Origin of the sequence: Mycobacterium sp. ACS1612 (genome assembly GCF_001667505.1) — a bacterium.
Taxonomy (GTDB): domain Bacteria; phylum Actinomycetota; class Actinomycetes; order Mycobacteriales; family Mycobacteriaceae; genus Mycobacterium.
Map to the genome: position 1 here is coordinate 115,611 of NZ_LZHZ01000027.1, position 18,280 is coordinate 133,890.

An 18,280-nucleotide genomic window follows, 5' to 3' on the forward strand; every position below is an offset into this window, starting at 1 on the left:
CTCAGCTCGCCTTCCGTTCGATACACGCCACCTGATGCGGGTGGCCCGGCTCGCCCTCGAGCCTGACGTCGAGCTGGGTGTCGGCGCAGGTGTCGATGGCGATCGGGCAGCGCGGATGGAATGCGCAACCGGTCGGCGGCGACAACGGACTGGCGGGTTCGCCTGGCAGCACGCGTGATTCACGTCCGAGATCGGGGATCGAGTCGACCAGTGCCCTGGTGTAGGGGTGCACCGGGTTGTTGATGACGTCGTCGGCAGGCCCGATCTCGACGATGCGGCCCAGATACATCACCGCGATCCGGTCGGCGACCACGCGAGCCACCGAGAGGTCGTGCGTCACGAACACCACAGACATGTCCAGGGTGCTGCGAAGGTCGCCGATGAGATTGAGCACCGAAGCGGCCAGCGAGACATCGAGCGCGCTGGTCGGTTCGTCGCACAGCAGCACAGACGGCGGCACCACCGTCGCCCTGGCCAGCGAGACCCGCTGCCGTTGTCCGCCGGACAGTTGGCCCGCCCGCGACTTCGCAACGTCCAGCGGCAGGCCGACACGCTGCAGCACCTCAGCGACCGCGTCCTGTCTTTGGCTGCGCGACAGGCCTTTTCCGCGCAGCCGTTCGGAGATCAGTTCGCCGACCGACAGCCACGGCGTCAGCGATGCGCCGGCGTCCTGGAACACCATCTGCGGTCGTTGGTCACCTGCCAGCACCACGGAACCCGAGGTCGCCTTCTCCAGCCCCGCGATGACGCGCAGCAGGGTGGACTTGCCCGATCCGCTCTCCCCCACCAACGCGACGGATTCGCCGTGTCCGACGGTCAACGAAATCCCGCGCAGGGCTTGCAGTTTCCCAAACGCCTTGGCCACGTCGTGCAGCACCACCACGGGTGGCTCTTCGGATTGGGTTCCGGCCGTCTCCTCGGCCACGTCGGCGGTACTCGTCGCCAATCGCGAACCCAGTTCGGTGGACACGGTTTCGAACGGCAGGATGCACGCGCTGACGTGGTCAGGTGCGATGGTGACGGGATCCGGTGGGGTCGTCTCGCAGGCCGGGGTGGACAGCACACAGCGCGGCGCGAACGCGCATCCTGGCAGCGGAGCGACCGGGCTCGGCACCGATCCGGCGAGTGCGGCGAGTTTGCGGTGCCTAGCGGTGTCCAGAGTCAGCCGTGACCTCAGCAACGCGTGCGTGTAAGGGTGCGCGGGGTTGCCGAGAACGTCGGCGGCAGGCCCGATCTCGGCGATGCGACCGGCGTAGAGCACGGCGATGCGGTCCGAGATCTGCGCCGCGACGCCCAGGTCGTGCGTGATGAACACGATGCTGCAGCCGATCTCGTCGCGCAGTCGCAGCAGCAACCGCAACACCTGTGCCTGCACCGTGACGTCGAGCGCGGTGGTCGGCTCGTCGGCAATTATCAACTCGGGGTCACCGGCGATCGCGATCGCGATCATCACGCGCTGCCGCAACCCGCCGGACAATTCGTGCGGATAAGCCCGGAAGCGCCGCTTGGGGTCGGGGATGCCGACGGCTGTCAGCAGCTTGAGTGCCTGCTCGTCGCTGCCGGCGGCCTCGGCGACCTGCTTGCCGATCCGCTTCGTCGGGTTCAACGACGTCATCGGGTCCTGGAACACCGCGCCCAGGTCGAGGCGGCGTACCTTGCGCAGGGTCTTCGCATCACCGGTCACCATGTCGGTGCCCGTCACAGCCACCGAGCCCTGCACCCGCGCCTGGGGTAACAAGCCCAGCATGGTGAAGCCGAGCACGCTCTTACCCGACCCCGATTCGCCTACCAAACCGAGGATCTCGCCCGGGGCGATCTCCAGCGAAACCCCGCGCAGCGCATGTACATCACGGCCGTTTCGGCGAAACGTGACGTGCAAGTCGGTGACCGTCGCCACCTGCGCAAAGGATGTCGACGACTGTGCGTCGACCTCGGACACCGCGCTACTCATCCACCGCTCCTAGCACCCCCGGCCTGTCACTTGACAGTTTTCAGGGCGGCCTGAGGCGGTGGGTGTCGCTGGCGTAACCAAACAGCGGTGCTGCGTAACCGATTCGTGTCGCGCGTTTCTGTCATGTGACAGAAACACATATCCGCTGTTCAGTAGGTCACGATGGGACCATGTCGATGACTCGCGCCGGCAGGCCGCGGCTGACCACCCAGCGTCGGCCCGGATCGACCGCGCGGGATGAGATCCTCGACGCCGCAGGCGAACTGTTCACGACGCTGGGATATGTGGGCACGTCGACGCGCACCATCGCCGAGGCGGTGGGGATCCGGCAGGCGTCGCTGTACCACTATTTCAAGACCAAGGACGACATCCTGTGCGCGCTGCTGAGCCAGACCGTGACGCCGACCCTGCTGCTCGCCGACCGGTTGTCAGCCGCCCAGCCCAGCCTGCGCCCGGAAGAGCATCTGCACGCGCTCGCCGTTTTCGACGGTCGCCAATTGTTGGACGGGCGATGGAACCTGGGCGCGCTGTACCTGCAACCGGAACTGCGCGGCGCCCGGTTGCAGCCCTTCTGGTCGGATCGGGAACGGCTGCGACTGCACTATCTGGCGGTCAGCAGATCCATCGTCGCGGTCACGGGAGTGGACGAGGCCGCCGCCGACCTGCCGTTCCGGTTGGTCGAATCGTTGGTCAACATGTGGACCACGCCGCCTGGCCGGGAGCGGGCCACCCTGCCGGAGCACGTGGCGGACGCGTGCATCAGGGTGCTGGGCATGCCGGACAGTACGGCGCAGGCATTGCGTGCGCGCAGCCAGTTGGAATTGGCGCGACACGCGGGCCCCGATTAGTACTTGCGGTCTCCTTCGCTGTCGTCGAAGAAAGCCCAATGGCCGTCGTCGGCCTTGACTTCCATGCGCCAGCCGAGTTCCGGCTCGGCCTTCTGGTCGACGAACCAGGCATGGGCGTCGTCGGCGCTTTCGATGTCTTTGGTGTCGACGACCTCACCCTTGGGGTTCAACACGCGATAGGTAGCCATGCCGGTAGCTTTCCCGGCCGCAGGGGATTTGAATCAGTCGGCTTTCGGCATCGGAATGCCTTCGCTGGCGGAGAACTGTGCGTCCTCCGCAGACGACAGGCCCATCGACACGACCGACCGGTCGAAGAACACGTCGGTCAGATATGCCAGCGACACGGCCCACCGATTGACGAACCGTGGGATCGCGTACAGGTGGTAGAGCCGGGTGACGGCCTTCGCCGGGAACCCGGACAGCTGGATGTTGAGTGGGTTCGCGACCGCCCTTCGCGGTCCGAGATCGACGACCAAACCCATGTTGCGGTGCTTGTAGGTCTTCATCGTTCCGTGGCCGAGGCTGGCAGCGACGTTGTGCGCCAACACCTTTCCCTGTCGGGTTGCGTGCTGCGCGGTGGGCGGGGTGATCTTGCCCGGCTGGGTGATGTCGGGCACCGCGGCCGCGTCGCCGGCGGCGAACACCCCGGGATGACCCGGCACCTGCAGATCGGTGTCCACCTTGAGCCTGCCCTTCTCGGTCGGCAGGCCCAGCTTGTCGATCAACGGCGCGCCGGTCACGCCGGTGACCCATGCCACCGTGTGCGTGCGGACCAACGAATCATCGCTGAGCACAACGTGTTCGGGGTGCACCTCTTTCAACGTCACACCGAGGCGGACGTCGATGCCGCGCGATTGCAGCACTCGCTGCGCGGCGGCGCCGAGCTTCTCCCCCACCTCCGGCATCACTTGCTCGGCCAGGTCCAGCAGGATGAATTTGACCGCGGCGGGGTCGAAATTGATTTGTTTGGCGGCCGAGTCGGCCAGCGCCCGCAACTGGACCGCCAGTTCGGTACCCGAGTAGGACGCCCCGACCACCACGATCGTGCGCCGCGCCGCCGCCCGACCTGGATCGTCGTCGACGTCGGCCAGTTCCAGTTGCTCGAGCACGTGGTCGCGCAGATACAGCGCCTCGGCGGTCGATTTCAGGCCGCGTGCGTGCTCGGCGAGGCCCGGCACGTCGAACAGTCTGGTCACCGATCCGGGTGTGAGGACAAGGCGATCCCACGGCAGCGTGCGGGCACGCTCTTCAGGGTCGGTGAACGTCACGGTGCGCTGCTCGAAGTCCACGCCGTCGACCCGGCCGCGAACCTGTTGAACGCCCCGAAGAGCGTTGGCCAACGGAATCGCGACGAACCGCGCATCCACCAGGCCGCCCGCGACATCCGGAAGCAGCGGGGTGTACAGCATGTAATCGACCGGCGAGATGATCGAGATCTCCACCGACGTGTCGTTTTTGCGAAGCTTCTTGGCCAGATGGCGGGCGCACTCAAAGCCAGTGAACCCGCTGCCGACGATCACCACAGACGTCATCGCCCCCACAGTACGTGCTACGGGCGTTGCAGCAGCGAGCCGAACTTCATCGCCAGCCACGGCTTGCGCCCACCCGGCCGAAGCTGGCCGCGTAGCACTGGTGACAGCTGTGGGACTCGGCCGAAGCCGAGCAGCAGGAACGCGACCGGATCCGCGGTGATCACGCAGTCGGCCCGTGCCCCGGCTCCAGTCACCACCCCCCTGCCGTCGTCGACCGCCAGTCGGTAACAGGGGCCGCCGCGCATCCGCAACTCGAAGCTCGTGTGCACACCTGCCGCCCGCCGGGGCCGCAGATACTGGGGCATCACGGTCAGCGCGCCGGGGAACACCAGCAACGCGTCGGCGTTGTCGATCGGCCACTCGATCTCGGCGGCGCGCGCGATGTCGAGACCGTGAATCAGTTGCTCGCCCAGCAGCAGCGCGGCCATGGTCGGCGGGCTGATCACCAAACCGTTGGGGGTCACGATCTCGGCGTGCGGATCGGCCGTCGCCGCGGCGTTCAGGTACGCCTCGGCGGTGGCCTCGAGCATGTCGGCCAGCCGGCCCAGGTTGCGCTCGGGGATCTCTTCGAGGTGGCGCGCGTTGACCTTGGCGCTGAGCGCCGACGGCGAATCGGTCGACGGAACGGCATGCGTCATGTAGCCACCCGCATGCCGGGTCAGTGCCTGGGTGTAGTCGCGTAGGTCGCCGACGACGTGGGCCGCGGTCTCGGCGGCGGTCCAGGCCAGGCCCGGCACCGCGGCGTCAGGTTTGTCGATGCGACGCCAGAGTTCAGCGCTTCGTGAAACGGCGGCGCGCAGGGCGCTGCGGGTGGGGCCGTAGGCGCGGCGGGTGTCTTCGGCCGGCCCGGTCACGTGTACGGGGGCTGATGTCATAGGGTAACTATTTCACATAATGACACTATGTCAATAGGGTGTTGTCGGTACGAGCAAGAGGAGACGGACATGTCGGACCAGCCCGCCTCGCTGCGCGCCGAACAGGTCGCGCAGACGCGGGCCGCCCTGATCGCGGCCGGTCGCAGGCTCTTCGGTGAGAACGGGTTTCGCGCCACCTCTGTCGAGGACCTGGCCCGCGAGGCGCGCGTCACCACTGGGGCTCTGTATCACCACTTTCCTACCAAGACAGCGCTTTTCGAAGCGGTCTTTGTCCACGCGCATACCGACCTGATGACTGCCTCCACCAAAGCGGCGCAAGGTGCCTCAGACGGCATCGACGAGTTGGCCCGCGGCTTCGAGGCGTTTCTCGACGGTGTGCTGCAGCCGGATATCCAGCGCATCCTGATCGTCGACGGGCCCGCGGTGCTGGGCCTGGCCCGCTACACCGAACTCGACGAGCGGTACGCCCACAAGGTGATCGTGCACTCGCTGACAGCGGCCGCCGAGGCGGGCACGATCACCGTCGACGACCCCGAGACCGCCACCCGGCTGCTGCTCGGAGCGCTCACCCGGGGCGCGATGTTGATCGCCAATTCTTCCGATCCGCTGCAGACGCGGCACGCGGTGGCCAAGAGCATGCGGGCGCTGCTGTCGAGCTTCACTCCGCCGCGCAGATGAGGGAGGCTGGGCGCATGACGCGTCCGCTGCGCCGGTTCGACCCGTTCCGGCCGCTCGACATGCTGACGTCGCTGTGGTCGACGGCGGCGGTCACTCCGGTCAGCACGGGCGCGGCTGCGGCCTACCGGACACTGTTCATGACCGTGCGGCGACTGGTAGTGGGCAGGCGGTTGACCGCCCGGCTGAATGACGGTGACCTCACGCTGACGATCACCGAATTCGATTCCCGGCTGGACGTACGCGGACTCTCGGTCGGGCAGCTCAATGACGTCCGCCTCGCGGCGCGCGACATCCATTGGAACGACAGCCGATTCGAGCGGGCCGCGGCGGTACTACACAACGTGCACATGAAGCCGACCGCGCCGCCAGTTCTGGTCGCCGCGCCGGTGGAGCTGACACTGGAGATTCCCGCGCCGGTGCTCGACGAGCTGTTTCGGTGGGCGGCGCCGCGACTGGCAGGCGAAGTCGGCACCGACGGTATCGCGCGGCTGCGGCTGGCCAACAGGCCGCTGCTGGGCAACATCGAAGTCGACGCGCAACTCGACGGCTCGACACTGTGGCTCAAGCCGCGCGGTCTGGTCATCCGTCGTTCGCGATGGCAGTTGCCCGAGCGGACTCCGGCGTATCCGGTGCGGCTACCAGAGCTGCCTCACGGGCTGATGCTGACAGGCATCAGGTTTGCGCCCGGCGTCGTGTGCCTGACGGGCACGCTGACCGAATGGCGGATGGACATTCCGCGAAAACGGTTGGAGGACATCCTCAATCAACTCAGTGTGGTCGGCGTGCCGCTCAACCTGACCAGAATCGGGCGGTTCTTCTAGACGCACCTGACAGCGTGCAACCTCGGTGGCTATCTCAGAAGTGAGCGGTTGAGCGGGGTCCGGTGATGGTTGTCACGAAAGGGCCCATCGCCGGAATCAAATCTCCGACCTGCCGAGTTCAAAGGTCTAGACATATGAGGGAAGGACCGAAATGACGAAGTTCGGGATCGCCGCTGCGATCGCCGGTGGGGCCGCCGCATCGATCATTGGGCTGGCAGTTCCGGCAGCCGCGGCACCGTCCGGCCCGGGCAGCGCTGCGCAGACCATCAACGAACTGCAGGCCGACGGCTACACGGTGATCGTGAACCGGATCGGCACCACCCCGCTCGATCGGGCCACCGTCGTGGCGGTTCGACCGGGCCAAACCTTCTCCCGCACGGACACCGGTGTGGCGGGCGCAGGCAACGACCTCTTCACGACGGTCACCGACAAGACGGTGTACGTCGACGTCAAGTAGGACGTGGCGTCAGGAGGGTCACCCGATTCGGCGCCCTTCCTTCACCTTTCGGCAATGCTGTAGCCGTGATCGAACTCGCGCGCTACCAGGAGGGCCCGGCCAGCGTGACGGTGTCGCGGGACGGCGACGACCTGGTGTTCTGGTCCTCCTACGACGACTACGGCAGGACGATCACCGACGAGTCGCGCATCCCGGTCGCCGACTTCGTGGCCAAGGGCCAAGGGCCGTGGCCCTGGTACGACCTGGGTGACAAGCGGGCAGGCACGCTGATGGTGCTCGACGCACTCGGCGTCGAGCCGCCCGGGTGGACGACGCCGTTGCCGACCGAGGTGCTCGACCTGTTCCGGCGGGCGCGCAGCGGAAGTACGGAAGTGATCGAATTGCTCGCCTGGGGCGCCGAGCCGGATCCGCTCGATCCCTGTGGTGCAACGCCGCTTTGGTACGGGGTGCGTTCCTCCAGCGCGGGCATCGTGGTCGCGCTGATCGACGCGGGCGCCGACGCGGGCCGTCGTATCGCGCTGTCAGCGCGCGGCGAGAGGTTCACCACGATCCTGCACGAGATCGTCCGGCTCGGCCGAACAGTCGCGCTTTCGCATGCGCTCGCCCATGGCATCAGCCCCGGGCTCACCGACTCCGACGGCGCCACGCCGCTGCACGTCGTCGACGGCAACAACGACCACGTCAACCCCGAACTCGTCCGCGCGCTGGTGCGGGCCGGGGCCGCAGTCGACGCGGCGACACCGAGTGGCACACGACCGATCGAGCAAGCGGCGCGCCGAATTCTGCCCGCCACCGTGGCGGCGTTGGTCGAGTTGGGTGCGGACCCCGGCGCCGGCCTCGACGCGCTGCTGCCGTGGTGGGCCGGCATCGGCGCGCGCTACTCGGGCCACCGGGCGGCCGACGTCGCCGCCGTCATCGAGATCCTGCGCTCCGGCGGCGCCGAGGTGACCGACCGGCACCGCGAATTGGCCGCTGAAGCCGGAGCGTCACAGGTAGAGGCGGCGCTGGACGGCTAGAGTGCCCGGTGTGCCGGGGTATTCGCGCTATGTCGCCATCGGCGACAGCCAGACCGAAGGGCTATGGGACGGCGACGACTCGACGGGGTTGCGAGGGTTCGCCGACCGGCTGGCAGAACTCCTCGACGCCCACTACCCCGGTTTGGTGTACGCCAATCTCGCCGTGCGCGGGAGGCGGATCCGCGACCTACTGGACGAGCAGCTTCCGCAGGCGCTTGCCATGAGCCCCGACCTCATCACGGTCTGCATCGGGATGAACGACGTCACCCGCCCTGGCCCGCATTTCGACGATGCGATGACCGAACTCACCGACCTCCACGCACTACTGGCGGCGTCCGGCGCGACCGTCGTCACCACCACCTTCCCGGAGCTGTCGAAGATCCTGCCGGTCGGCAGGATGCTGGCAGCCCGGGTGTTGCGGATCAACGCCGAGATCCGGGCAGCCGCCGACCGGTACGGCTTCCGGCTCGTCGACCTCTACAACGCCCCGTCTATGACGGACGCCGACACCTGGAGCGCCGACCGGGTACACGGCTCCCCCAAGGGTCACGAATTGTTCGCCGCCGCAGCCGCCGAAGCCCTGAATCTGCCTGGCAGTAACCATGATTGGGCAGAGCGCATTGGGGTCGGGCCGAGTCGGCAGACGCTGCGTTCCCAAATGCTCTCGCAGGCGCTGTGGACGCAAAACATGCTGATGCCGTGGCTGTGGCGGCACCTTCGCGGCAAATCGTCGGGAGACGGCCGCGGGCCGAGACGGCCACGGCTGCAAACCGTCGGGGTCTAGAAGCCCAGGAGGCTGAGCGGGATCGGCGGCTGCCCGTTGGCGATCGACGACACCGCGGCCGGGCAGAACAACGAGATCGCGATACCGGTGAACATGGAGGCCGGGCCGAGGGACATCCCGCCAGCGTCGGCGACCTTGGCGGCCACGTCGGCGGCCGTCTGACCCGGCTGGGCGAGCATCGGACACACCTGCTGCCCGAGTGCCGCCGCGTTCGAAGGATCGACCGACCCTAGGCCGGCGTCCGTCAGCGCGGACAGGAATGCATCGTCAGTCGTGTCGGCCTGTGCGGGCGCGGCCCACACCAGTCCGGACACCAACACACCGGCGGACATGGCGAGGGCGGTTCGTCTGCGCAACACCAGGGCAGCGTACGTCAAACACCCGTCCAGGCCGCATCGATGCTGGTGGCGACGTCGATGACCTTCGCTTTCTGCGACGCCGGGCTGTCGATCTCACTCGCGACGTGCGCGGCGATGAAACGCCTGACCTCGGCGTCGATATTGCCGAGGATGCGCACCAATTCGGCGCGCAGCGACTTCGACGTCACGTGAATGGAGATGTTGGACGAACGGGGTTTGTCGAAGTCGAGAATCAACAGCAGCGGCTCGGCGGCCCGTGCCGTGGCGCGCAGCGCGATCTCACCGAACACCATGAACTTCGGCCGGTCGATGCGCAGGTCGACGACCATGTCGATCTCGAGCGGAATCCGGATGTCGAAGGTGATCAGCTCACCCACCGTGCGCGTCACGCGGGGGTCCATGATCCTGACCTTGGCAGTGACCTTGGCGAACTTGCCCGGCCCCTGGGCGATCGGACCGATCTCGAAAGCGTCTCCGGCGATCTCGGCGATCGCCCCGCCGACCCGTTCTTCGCTTACCGCGGTCTCGAAGAACTTGCGGCCGAACTGTTCGTAGGTGATGTAGTCAGCGGCGTCCATGGTGCTGTAACCGTCTCACGTCCGCCGTCACAACCGCGACAACGCGACCGAATCGAGACACCGGCAGCTAGCCGCGCCGTTCGCTGCGGGCCTCGGCACCGGTCTCGCCTGCGTCGATCGCGTCGTCGGAGCCCGTCCGGCCCACGTAGGTGCCGTCGTCGTCGTCGCCCTTGCCGGCGCGGGAGGCGGCGACGCCGTCGTCCGTCGCGACATCCTCTTCGCTGGCGTCATCGTCCTTGTGCCGGGTCATGCCGACCGGTCTACCCAGGCAGGCAACCGGTGAAACGGCTCAACCCGCCTCGCTGAACACGCGGATCCGCGTGATGGCAAGGGGTTCGGCGGCCACCTCGGCGAAGACGACGCTGCGTTGACCCGCCCGCTCGGTGGCCGCGACGACCACGGGCCCCGACCCGATGAGTTTGCGCCAGCGTGCCCCCGACAGGTGCCGGCTGAGGTCGCCCGCGCTGAGGGGCACGTCGTCGCCGCTGGCGATCCGGACCTGGCCGGCAAGGCGTCTGCGCATCCCGACTTCGTCGCCTGCGCAGGCCGCATCCAGGAACCGCGCCACCACCCCCTTGGCCCCGCTGCCGACACCGCGCAGACCGCCGAGGAAACCCAGCGTGCCGACCAGGCCCTGATTGCGTAGCAGCAGTCTCGACAGCTGAAGACCCGCGGGCACGGCACGGACACCCCCGCGCAGGAACTGCATCACCATCGCGCGCAGCTCCCAAAACGCTGAAAGCGCAACGATTTTCAGCTCTGCCCCGTCCTCGGTCAAGTCGTAGCGGATGTACACCGGCACCCTCAGGGTGAGCGTCGACGCCATCGTCACCTCCAGTTCCCCGTCGCGCACCACGGTGCGGCCGACCACGATGTCGACGTCCGGGTGGAACCGAATCACGCGTGGGCCGATGAATGTGTCGTAGAAGCGCCCGATCGCGGCGACCCCACGATGCGGTGCGGAGCCGACCGGGTCCTCGACTCGGCCGTTCGACGTGAAAAGACCGACCCAGGCCTTGCGGTCGTGCGCGCCCGCGGCCGCCGGGGAACGCTCGGCGGCAGCCAACACGTCGGCGCGCGTGAATGCCATATGGGTTGCCTACCACCCGCCGCCACGGTCGGTCGACTAGTTCGCCGAGCGCGGGCACACTGGGTATTGCCGCAACGCTGCGGTGCATGGCTGGCAGGAGGAACCGCAATGAGCAGCAACGGGCCTTTCGGGATTGATCCCGAGGAGTTCGACCGGGTGGTCCGTGAGGCGGGCGAAGGCCTCCGCGACGCGCTCGACGGAGTCAGCAGGTTTTTCACCACTTCCGGGGAGCGCGCCGGCTGGGCCAACCTCTTCGATGAGTTCACTCGGCAATCGCGGGGCAGAACCGAACCGGAGACCACCGGCGAAACCGGTGACGGTGTGTGGGCGATCTACACCGTCGACGACGACGGAGGCGCGCACATCGAACAGGTCTATCCGACCGAACTGGACGCGCTTCGGGCGAACAAGAACAACACCGATCCGAAACGCAAGGTGCGCTTCCTGCCGTACGGCATCGCGGTCAGCGTGTTGGACGCCACCCCCGAGACTCCTGAGGCCCCCGAGACCCCGGAATCCACCGACTCCGGCGAGTAGCTAAACAAAGCACTTTCGCATGCCCGCCAGCATGGCGGCGTGCGCCTTGACCGCCTCGCTGACCGTCATCGCCGCCAACAGGCGCGGCGCCAAGATGCGGATGTGTTCGGTGATCCGCGTGCCGTTGTCGATCGGCTCGAAGGTCACCGTCGTCCGCAGTCGCACCCGGGGGAACCGGCGGGCCTCTGCGGTGACGGGGCCGCTGTCGGGCACATGCAGACTGCCCCGTACCTGATCCGTAAATGCAACGGGCCCAACGGAATACGGTCCTTCACCTGGTAGCTGACCTGGTAGCCGTCGGCGGTTTGTTCGCGACCCATTGCACACACCTCGACCACCAGCGGATGCACTTGCTTGATGTTGTGCAGGTCGACGTAGAACTCCCGGCTCACGACTGCGCGGCAGGCGATGCGCCGAGCACCCGCTGGATATCGGGCTTCATCTGTTGCAGTTGCTGACCCGCATAGCCCCAGGCGTGGATGCCGTCGGTGAAGTTGAACACCGCATTGTTGCCGCCCCCGGCGATGTAGGCGTCGGCGAACGCATGGTTGGAGTCGACCGCCATCCCCTCCAGGAAGCCCAGCCCGCCGATCGGCGCGTCCGGGCTGGCCAGCGCCGGATCCGTGGGCGTGCCACTGCCGCAGTAGATCCACAGCCGTGTGCCGTTGGCGGCAAGCCTGCCTGCCTGCACCGTGGGATCGTTGCGAGCCCATGCCGGGTCGCCGGGCGGACCCCACATCGCTTCCCGGCTGAAGCCGCCGTTCCACATCATCGCGATGCCGACCTGGCCGGGGTCGGCCGACAGGTTCAGGAATCCCGAGATGGATCCGGCGTAGGCGAACTGCTGCGGATGGAAGGCGGCCAGGATCAACGCCGACGACCCGCCCATGGAGAACCCGACGACGGCGTTACCGGTCTGCGGTGTGCCCCTGTTCGCGGCCAGCCACGCAGGCAGTTCCTGGGTGAGAAAGGTTTCCCACTTGTACGTCTGTGTTCCGCCGTTTCCGGCGGCGGGTGCGTACCAATCGCTGTAGAAGCTCGACTTGCCGCCGACGGGCAGCACCAGCGACAGCCCCGAGCCGTTGTACCAGTCGAACAGTTGGGTGTTGATGTCCCAGCCGTTGAGGTCGTCGCCGGCCTCCATGCTGTCGAGGACGTACACAGCGTGGGCGGACGGACCGCCGCTGGAGAACTCGACCTTGACGTTGCGGCCCATCGCCTGCGACGGCACCTCGAGGTATTCGATGGGCAGCCCGGGACTGGAATACGCATTGGCCGCTGGTGTCTGGCCCGCCAACCCGGGGATCAGCGTGGCCGCGAACGCCGTGACCGCCAACCGTCTGACCCAGCCACCGGACTTTCCGCCGAGAATCGCCATGGCCGCCCCTCCATCTCAGGCCCCGACCCGGATTCAGCGGACAATACGCGCCACACGGCGTTCGCCAGCCGATATTCGACGACAGTTGGCTTTTGTTATAAAAACAACAAGAATGGTGGGCCATGGAGCGCGACCAGCTCATCGATCTCACCCGCCGCGCGGTCAAGCTCGCACGGGACAAGACGACGGACCTGGTGCCGGCCGAGCACAAGGTGGCCGCGGACACGTACACATCGGTCGAGCGTCACGCGCAGGACACCGCGATGGTGATGGCCAGCCCGCAGCTCGTCGGCTATGCCTCCGAACTACCCCGTCCCGGCACCTACTGCACCAAAACAGTGATGGGCCGGTCGATTCTGCTGACGCGCGGCGCCGACAACGCGGTGCGTGCGTTCGACAACGTCTGCCTGCACCGCCAGTCCCGCATCGCCGAGGGCTGCGGTGCCGCGCGCCGGCTGGCGTGCCCCTACCACTCCTGGACCTACGATCTCGATGGCAACCTGGTCGGCGTGCCCGGCAAGGAAGGATTCCCCGAAACATCGTCGAACCTCGAGAGATTGGCCGAACTACCCGCCACGGAATGCGCGGGATTCCTGTGGATCTCGTTGGACCGCGAGGCATCGCTCGACATCTCGGCATTCCTGGGACCGCTCGCCGAGGAACTCGAAGCATGGGGCGTCGGGCGTTGGTCACCGCTGGGTGAGAAGGTGCTGGACAGCCCGATCAACTGGAAACTCGCGATCGACACCTTCGCGGAGAACTACCACTTCGCGACCGTGCACAAGACCACCTTTGCGACCATCGCGCGCAGCAACTGCACGGTGTTCGACTCGTTCGGCCCGCACCATCGACTCGTCTTCCCCCTCAACGGAATCGAAGACCTGATGGACATGCCCGAGGAGCAATGGGATCCGCTGCAGGCCATGGTGGTGATCTACGCCCTGTTCCCGAACATCGTGCTGTCGTGCACGATCGCCAACGGCGAATTGTTCCGCGTCTACCCGGGCGATGTGCCAGGGCGGTCGATCACGGTGCACCAGAATTCCACGCCGCTCGACCTGTCCGACGAGGCGACGGCCGCAGGCGCGGCCGCGATCTTCGACTATGCCCACGCGACGGTGCGCGACGAGGACTACGCGCTCGTGGCGGGCCTGCAGGCGAACCTCGAAACCGGTGCGCGTGAGCATCTGGTGTTCGGCCGCAACGAACCCGGCCTACACCACCGCCATCAGATGTGGGAGGAGGCGCTGCTCCGCCGAACGTGAGCCTAAGTGCGAGATTTCGCGATTTCTTCGAGCACGAGTTCACGTTCGGCGGGGTTTGCCACCGCAATCACGTCGGCCAGTTCCCAGTCCCGGTACAGCGCGAGCGATCGCTCGTAGAAGGCGAACCCGCAAACCGGGTGTCCGCGGTGTGTGCCGCGGTAGCGAAACGGTCCCTCCATGTACTCCAGGGGCAGGCCGTGCGCCGGAGCGGGCACTAGCGGTTCGCCGACCACATCCAGGTCCAGTTGCTGCGACGTCAGGCGGTGCCGATCAGGCATGTAGCGCACCGTCGACGGCGGCGGCACCAGGGTCTTGACGTCGTCGGGCCAGCGTACATAACTGTCTACGGTGACCTCGATGTCGTCTGCGTATTCCGGGGCGCTGTCCGGGGAACTGGTCGTGGCGCCCGAAAATGGTTGTAACGCATTGTGATCGGTGCGATCGAACTGGCGCCAGATGGACAAGTCGACGCCGTTGTCGAGGTTGATCGTGCGCCACTCGTGGGCCCGCGACCTGATGTCGCCCGTGGGTCCGCCGTCGTTTGCGACGAACGGAAACCACTGCCGGTCGACGTGGCCCGTGTGTCCGGACACCTTCTCGTCGACCGCACCCCAGCGCAGTGTGCCGGTCATCGCCATCCGGGTCTGGAAATAGGAGTAGGTCGCAGGCTGGCCGAAGCACTCGATTTTGCCGTTGTACGCGGCGGCGCCAAGCGGAACGGGCGCGCGCGCGGGAGTGACGTGTAGATCCAGGCACATGGCATCGGTCCCCACCAGGCTGACGTCGTAGGTATACGGGATCAACCGGCCCTGCTGGTCGCGACAGGTCCGCCACGTCGCGCGTCCCGCACTGCTGTCGTAGGTCATGTCGAGATGGCCGGTCTCGGTGGACAGTTTGGGGTGCGCCCCCGGTGCCATGTTGGCAGGCGGCATGTCGTAGTCGGTGTACGTCGCGTACTCGCCGGTGTCGAGGTCGAACAAGGCAAAGGTGTGGAAGTCCGCCACGATCCCCCCGCCGGGCCGGTTCTTGTTGAAGATCGTCAGGAACGCGAAGCTTCGCCCGGAGGCGGCGGTCAGGTCACCTGCGATGAACCAGGTGTCGGATTCGAAGTCGGGGTGGTTGCCTTCGGCGCTCGGAAATGACAACTGCGGGTCGTCCGGCACCAGGTCGAACGGATACACACGCCACTCGGTGTTGTCCACGGCACCTGCCTTTTTTGCTATGTTTACAGCAATAGCAACTTTAGCGGTTCGGAGTATGACCGTGAAATCCCTTGTCTACGACAAGCTCTATATCGGCGGCCGTTGGCAGCAACCTGCCACCGATCGGCGCATCTCGGTGATCTCACCGCACACCGAGGAACCGATCGGCGAGACGCCCGAGGCGTCCGCCTCCGATGTCGACAGGGCGGTGCTGGCGGCAAGGGCCGCGTTCGACGAGGGACCGTGGCCGCGGCTGACGCCGTTCGAGCGGATGGAGAAGATCGAGAAACTCGCCGCGGTGTACAGCGGCCACACCGACGAGATGGCCGACCTGATCACCGCCGAGATGGGCTCGCCGCGGAGCTTCAGCAAGCTGGGCCAGGCCACCGGCGCAGTGGCGCAGATGCATCTCAACCTCGCGACGGGACGCGACTTTCCGTGGGTCGAGCGGCGGCAGGGCCTGTTCGGTGAAGTGCACGTGCGTCGGGCCCCCGTCGGGGTGGTGGGCGCGATCGTGCCGTGGAACGTCCCGCAGTTCCTGATCATGCCCAAGCTCATCCCGGCGCTGATCGCAGGTTGCACCGTCGTGGTCAAGCCGGCTCCCGAAACTCCTTTGGACGCACTGTGGTTGGCGGAGATGCTCGGCGAGATCGACTTACCGGAAGGCGTGGTGTCCATCATTCCTGGCGGACGCGAAACCGGTGAAGCGTTGGTCCGCCATCCCGGGGTGGACAAGATCTCGTTCACCGGGTCGTCGGCGACGGGCAGGCGGATCGCCGCGTTGTGCGGCGAACAGCTCAAGCGGGTCAGCCTCGAACTCGGCGGCAAGTCGGCGGCGATCATTCTCGACGACGCCGACATCGACCGCACGGTCAAGCGTTTGAAGATGGCGAGCCTGATGAACAACGGGCAGGCGTGCGTGGCGCAAACCCGAATTCTGGTCAGCGAGCGGCGCCACGACGAAGTGGTGGACGCGCTGGCCGACATGATGGCCGGCCTGCAGGTGGGTGATCCCGGCGACGACGCCACCGATATCGGACCGCTGGTCGCCGCGCGTCAGCAGGACCGCGTGCAAGCCTACATCCGGCACGGCGTCGACGAAGGCGCGCGAATGGTGTTGGGCGGTCCGGAGAAACCGCGCGATCGGGGTTGGTACGTCCAGCCGACACTGTTCGCGGACGCGAACAACGAGATGCGGATCGCGCGTGAAGAGATCTTCGGGCCGGTGCTGACCGTGCTGAAGTATGCCGACGAGAAGGACGCCATCCGCATCGCCAACGACAGCGACTACGGGCTGGCCGGATCGGTGTGGACGGACGACGTCGCACACGGTCTGGAGATTGCGGCCGAGATCCGGGCGGGCACCTACGGCATCAACATGTACACGCTCGATACCAGTTGCCCGTTCGGCGGATTCAAGCAGTCCGGCATCGGGCGTGAGTTCGGCCCCGAAGGATTGTCGGAGTACGTCGAGTTGCAGTCCACGGTCAGCGCGGGCAAGCTGCCGGAACTCAGCTAGCGTCAGTACTCGCCGAGCCTAGCCCGGTAGTTCCAGGGTGACCTCTGCGGGACAACACAATTCGTCGCGCTGATTGAAAATGGCGATCTCCAGGTCGACCAGATGCTGGGGCGCGCCGCCTGCGCTGTCGATGCGTTTGCCGACCACCCGGCCCCGCCCCACCATCGAATCGCCCGCGTACACCGACCCGAGCAGCGACACCTTGCGCCGCACCACCCTGCTCGTCGGCCCACCGAAATCGGTGGCGATCCGGTCGATGAACCCCGCCAGATGCATGGTGTTGACGAAAATCGTTGGATGCCCATGGTCTTTCGCGTACTGCGGGTTGTAATGCCATGGCACGTAGTCCCATGTGGTCCCGGCATTCATCACCACCCGTTCGTAGCTGATCGGGTCGACGACGTCGGGCAGCTGCCGCGGGGCCACGTCGTCCCACTTCATCGGTCGCCCGCTGGGATATACCGGAACAAGGTGTTGGTGCAGATCGCTACAACCGCGCCGTCCGCGCGGGAGTACGTCTCCTTGGTCTCGACGAAATGCCCTGCGCCGAGGCGGGTGACCTTCTCCGGCGACACCATGGTGACCTCCTCCACCACGCTGAGCATGTCGCCCTCCAACACCGGTGTCAGGAATTCGGCGTCGTTGGATGCGTTGATGATCGCGGTGCCCGGCAATGGAACGCGCACGGCGATCGACGCCGTCGGCGGCTCGCCGTCGGGCCTCCACGGCGGCGGCATCAACAGTCCCACCAACAGCGCAGGCGGTGCGACCAGGCCGCCCCATATTGCTGTCGCGAATTCGGCATCCCAGTAGGACGGGTTGGGGTCACGCACCATCGAAGCGAAGTGCTGGATGCGAGCACCGCTGACGGCCGTGCCAGCGAACCGCGGCGCCGTTTTCGTGCCCACCATCTGCAGCGCGTCCTCGTAGCTGCCGAACGCGAGTTCATAACTCAGATCCGTCGTCACACCGGCAACGCGCTCTCGCGCGTGGCGAGATCCCACACGAGTTTGCGCGACGTGAAGTACCAGCCGCCGCGCTCGTAGGCGAGGGCGTCGGTGAAAGTTCCGGTCGCTTGCAGGTCGGCCCCGACGAACACCAATGCGACGCACTGCTGTGTTGCGTCCACACCGTCGACGGTTATCTCGTGGTCGACGGTCACCAGTCGCTTGCCGTCGCCGCCGTCGAACGCCGCACGCAGATCGGTGAAGCTCTCGCCGCCCCGCAGCACGGTCGCTCCCGAGTGCCGGAACGTCTTGATCCAGCCCTCCAGATCCCCCGCCGAGTACGCCCTGTTGTATCGCGCGTCCAAGTTGATAATCGCGGCCCGCCCCGCCAGACCGTCCAGCACAAACTGCTGTTGGTAGGTCAACGTCATCTGGTTCTCCCC

The 18,280-nt window shown here is 66.7% G+C and carries 22 protein-coding genes and 1 pseudogene; 9 read left to right on the plus strand and 14 right to left on the minus strand.

The window, feature by feature from the left end; translation table 11 throughout:
• Window position 1: 1 nt before the first annotated feature.
• Window positions 2-1,951 carry an ABC transporter ATP-binding protein gene (locus A5724_RS11440; RefSeq protein WP_067800964.1) on the minus strand — a complete coding sequence of 650 codons (1,950 nt, stop codon included), beginning with the start codon at window positions 1,949-1,951 and terminating at the stop codon, window positions 2-4.
• Window positions 1,952-2,121: 170 nt separating this feature from the next.
• Here A5724_RS11440 and A5724_RS11445 point away from each other — a divergent pair, with 170 nt between their 5' ends.
• The gene (locus tag A5724_RS11445; protein WP_067800967.1) at window positions 2,122-2,799 is read left to right on the plus strand and encodes a TetR/AcrR family transcriptional regulator; all 678 of its coding nucleotides are present in this window, start codon (window positions 2,122-2,124) and stop codon (window positions 2,797-2,799) included.
• On the opposite strand, the gene A5724_RS11450 is transcribed toward A5724_RS11445, so the two are convergent.
• The 3 genes from A5724_RS11450 to A5724_RS33705 are packed head-to-tail and all read right to left on the minus strand — an operon-like array spanning window position 2,796 to window position 5,206.
• The gene (locus tag A5724_RS11450; protein ID WP_067800970.1) at window positions 2,796-2,987 is read right to left on the minus strand and encodes a hypothetical protein; all 192 of its coding nucleotides are present in this window, start codon (window positions 2,985-2,987) and stop codon (window positions 2,796-2,798) included. The genes A5724_RS11445 and A5724_RS11450 overlap by 4 nt on opposite strands.
• Before the next feature lie 33 nt (window positions 2,988-3,020).
• Window positions 3,021-4,331, minus strand: coding sequence for an NAD(P)/FAD-dependent oxidoreductase (locus A5724_RS11455; protein WP_067801241.1), 1,311 nt, complete (start codon window positions 4,329-4,331; stop codon window positions 3,021-3,023).
• 17 nt (window positions 4,332-4,348) lie between these two features.
• The gene (locus tag A5724_RS33705; protein ID WP_156752231.1) at window positions 4,349-5,206 is read right to left on the minus strand and encodes a maleylpyruvate isomerase family mycothiol-dependent enzyme; all 858 of its coding nucleotides are present in this window, start codon (window positions 5,204-5,206) and stop codon (window positions 4,349-4,351) included.
• A 69-nt stretch (window positions 5,207-5,275) separates the two neighbouring features.
• Between A5724_RS33705 and A5724_RS11465 the strand changes: the two genes are divergently transcribed.
• The 5 genes from A5724_RS11465 (at window position 5,276) to A5724_RS11485 (ending at window position 8,962) form a co-directional block, all read left to right on the plus strand.
• Entirely contained in the window at window positions 5,276-5,884 is a 609-nt protein-coding gene (locus A5724_RS11465; protein ID WP_067800973.1) for a TetR/AcrR family transcriptional regulator, read from the plus strand.
• 14 nt (window positions 5,885-5,898) lie between these two features.
• Window positions 5,899-6,705: a hypothetical protein gene (locus A5724_RS11470; RefSeq protein ID WP_067800975.1), complete on the plus strand. Its 807-nt coding sequence runs from the start codon at window positions 5,899-5,901 to the stop codon at window positions 6,703-6,705.
• A 151-nt stretch (window positions 6,706-6,856) separates the two neighbouring features.
• Window positions 6,857-7,162, plus strand: a complete 306-nt coding sequence (locus tag A5724_RS11475) for a hypothetical protein (protein WP_067800978.1) — start codon at window positions 6,857-6,859, stop codon at window positions 7,160-7,162.
• Between the two features lie 65 nt (window positions 7,163-7,227).
• Window positions 7,228-8,178, plus strand: coding sequence for an ankyrin repeat domain-containing protein (locus A5724_RS11480; protein WP_067800981.1), 951 nt, complete (start codon window positions 7,228-7,230; stop codon window positions 8,176-8,178).
• A gap of 10 nt (window positions 8,179-8,188) precedes the next feature.
• A complete protein-coding gene (locus tag A5724_RS11485; protein ID WP_067801248.1) occupies window positions 8,189-8,962 on the plus strand; it encodes an SGNH/GDSL hydrolase family protein in 774 nt (257 codons plus the stop codon).
• Here the strand turns inward: A5724_RS11485 and A5724_RS11490 are convergent.
• The 4 genes from A5724_RS11490 to A5724_RS11505 all read right to left on the minus strand — a co-directional run bounded on the left by A5724_RS11490 (window position 8,959) and on the right by A5724_RS11505 (window position 10,989).
• A complete protein-coding gene (locus A5724_RS11490; RefSeq protein ID WP_067801251.1) occupies window positions 8,959-9,294 on the minus strand; it encodes a DUF732 domain-containing protein in 336 nt (111 codons plus the stop codon). The genes A5724_RS11485 and A5724_RS11490 overlap by 4 nt on opposite strands.
• Before the next feature lie 41 nt (window positions 9,295-9,335).
• Window positions 9,336-9,899, minus strand: a complete 564-nt coding sequence (locus tag A5724_RS11495; RefSeq protein WP_067800983.1) for a hypothetical protein — start codon at window positions 9,897-9,899, stop codon at window positions 9,336-9,338.
• Window positions 9,900-9,966: 67 nt separating this feature from the next.
• Window positions 9,967-10,149: a hypothetical protein gene (locus tag A5724_RS11500; RefSeq protein ID WP_067800986.1), complete on the minus strand. Its 183-nt coding sequence runs from the start codon at window positions 10,147-10,149 to the stop codon at window positions 9,967-9,969.
• A gap of 39 nt (window positions 10,150-10,188) precedes the next feature.
• Window positions 10,189-10,989: a nuclear transport factor 2 family protein gene (locus tag A5724_RS11505; protein WP_067800988.1), complete on the minus strand. Its 801-nt coding sequence runs from the start codon at window positions 10,987-10,989 to the stop codon at window positions 10,189-10,191.
• A 108-nt stretch (window positions 10,990-11,097) separates the two neighbouring features.
• On the opposite strand from A5724_RS11505, the gene A5724_RS11510 reads away from it, so the two are divergent.
• Window positions 11,098-11,526, plus strand: a complete 429-nt coding sequence (locus tag A5724_RS11510; protein WP_067800991.1) for a hypothetical protein — start codon at window positions 11,098-11,100, stop codon at window positions 11,524-11,526.
• Here the strand turns inward: A5724_RS11510 and A5724_RS35115 are convergent.
• Together A5724_RS35115 and A5724_RS11520 are read right to left on the minus strand one after the other, a co-directional pair.
• Window positions 11,527-11,936 (minus strand): annotated as a pseudogene (locus tag A5724_RS35115) (SRPBCC family protein). It abuts the gene before it with no gap.
• Window positions 11,915-12,904 carry an esterase family protein gene (locus tag A5724_RS11520; protein ID WP_067800994.1) on the minus strand — a complete coding sequence of 330 codons (990 nt, stop codon included), beginning with the start codon at window positions 12,902-12,904 and terminating at the stop codon, window positions 11,915-11,917. Before A5724_RS11520 ends, A5724_RS35115 begins: the two are co-directional and overlap by 22 nt.
• A gap of 122 nt (window positions 12,905-13,026) precedes the next feature.
• Here A5724_RS11520 and A5724_RS11525 point away from each other — a divergent pair, with 122 nt between their 5' ends.
• Window positions 13,027-14,169: an SRPBCC family protein gene (locus tag A5724_RS11525; RefSeq protein WP_067800997.1), complete on the plus strand. Its 1,143-nt coding sequence runs from the start codon at window positions 13,027-13,029 to the stop codon at window positions 14,167-14,169.
• A gap of 2 nt (window positions 14,170-14,171) precedes the next feature.
• Here A5724_RS11525 and A5724_RS11530 read toward each other — a convergent pair whose 3' ends face one another.
• Window positions 14,172-15,371, minus strand: a complete 1,200-nt coding sequence (locus A5724_RS11530) for a lipocalin-like domain-containing protein (RefSeq protein ID WP_067800999.1) — start codon at window positions 15,369-15,371, stop codon at window positions 14,172-14,174.
• A 55-nt stretch (window positions 15,372-15,426) separates the two neighbouring features.
• Here A5724_RS11530 and A5724_RS11535 point away from each other — a divergent pair, with 55 nt between their 5' ends.
• Window positions 15,427-16,890 (plus strand): aldehyde dehydrogenase, encoded by a 1,464-nt coding sequence (locus A5724_RS11535; RefSeq protein ID WP_067801002.1) that lies wholly within the window; start codon window positions 15,427-15,429, stop codon window positions 16,888-16,890.
• Between the two features lie 18 nt (window positions 16,891-16,908).
• Here A5724_RS11535 and A5724_RS11540 read toward each other — a convergent pair whose 3' ends face one another.
• Genes A5724_RS11540 through A5724_RS11550 form a run of 3 tightly spaced genes read right to left on the minus strand, consistent with a single transcriptional unit; the run spans window position 16,909 to window position 18,268 of the window.
• Window positions 16,909-17,331, minus strand: coding sequence for a MaoC/PaaZ C-terminal domain-containing protein (locus A5724_RS11540; RefSeq protein ID WP_067801005.1), 423 nt, complete (start codon window positions 17,329-17,331; stop codon window positions 16,909-16,911).
• Complete coding sequence (locus A5724_RS11545) at window positions 17,328-17,801, minus strand: MaoC family dehydratase N-terminal domain-containing protein (RefSeq protein WP_067801254.1); 474 nt, start codon at window positions 17,799-17,801, stop codon at window positions 17,328-17,330. The genes A5724_RS11540 and A5724_RS11545 overlap by 4 nt, the downstream gene beginning before the upstream one ends.
• A 53-nt stretch (window positions 17,802-17,854) precedes the next feature.
• A complete protein-coding gene (locus tag A5724_RS11550) occupies window positions 17,855-18,268 on the minus strand; it encodes a nuclear transport factor 2 family protein (protein ID WP_067801010.1) in 414 nt (137 codons plus the stop codon).
• Between the last annotated feature and the right edge of the window lie 12 nt (window positions 18,269-18,280).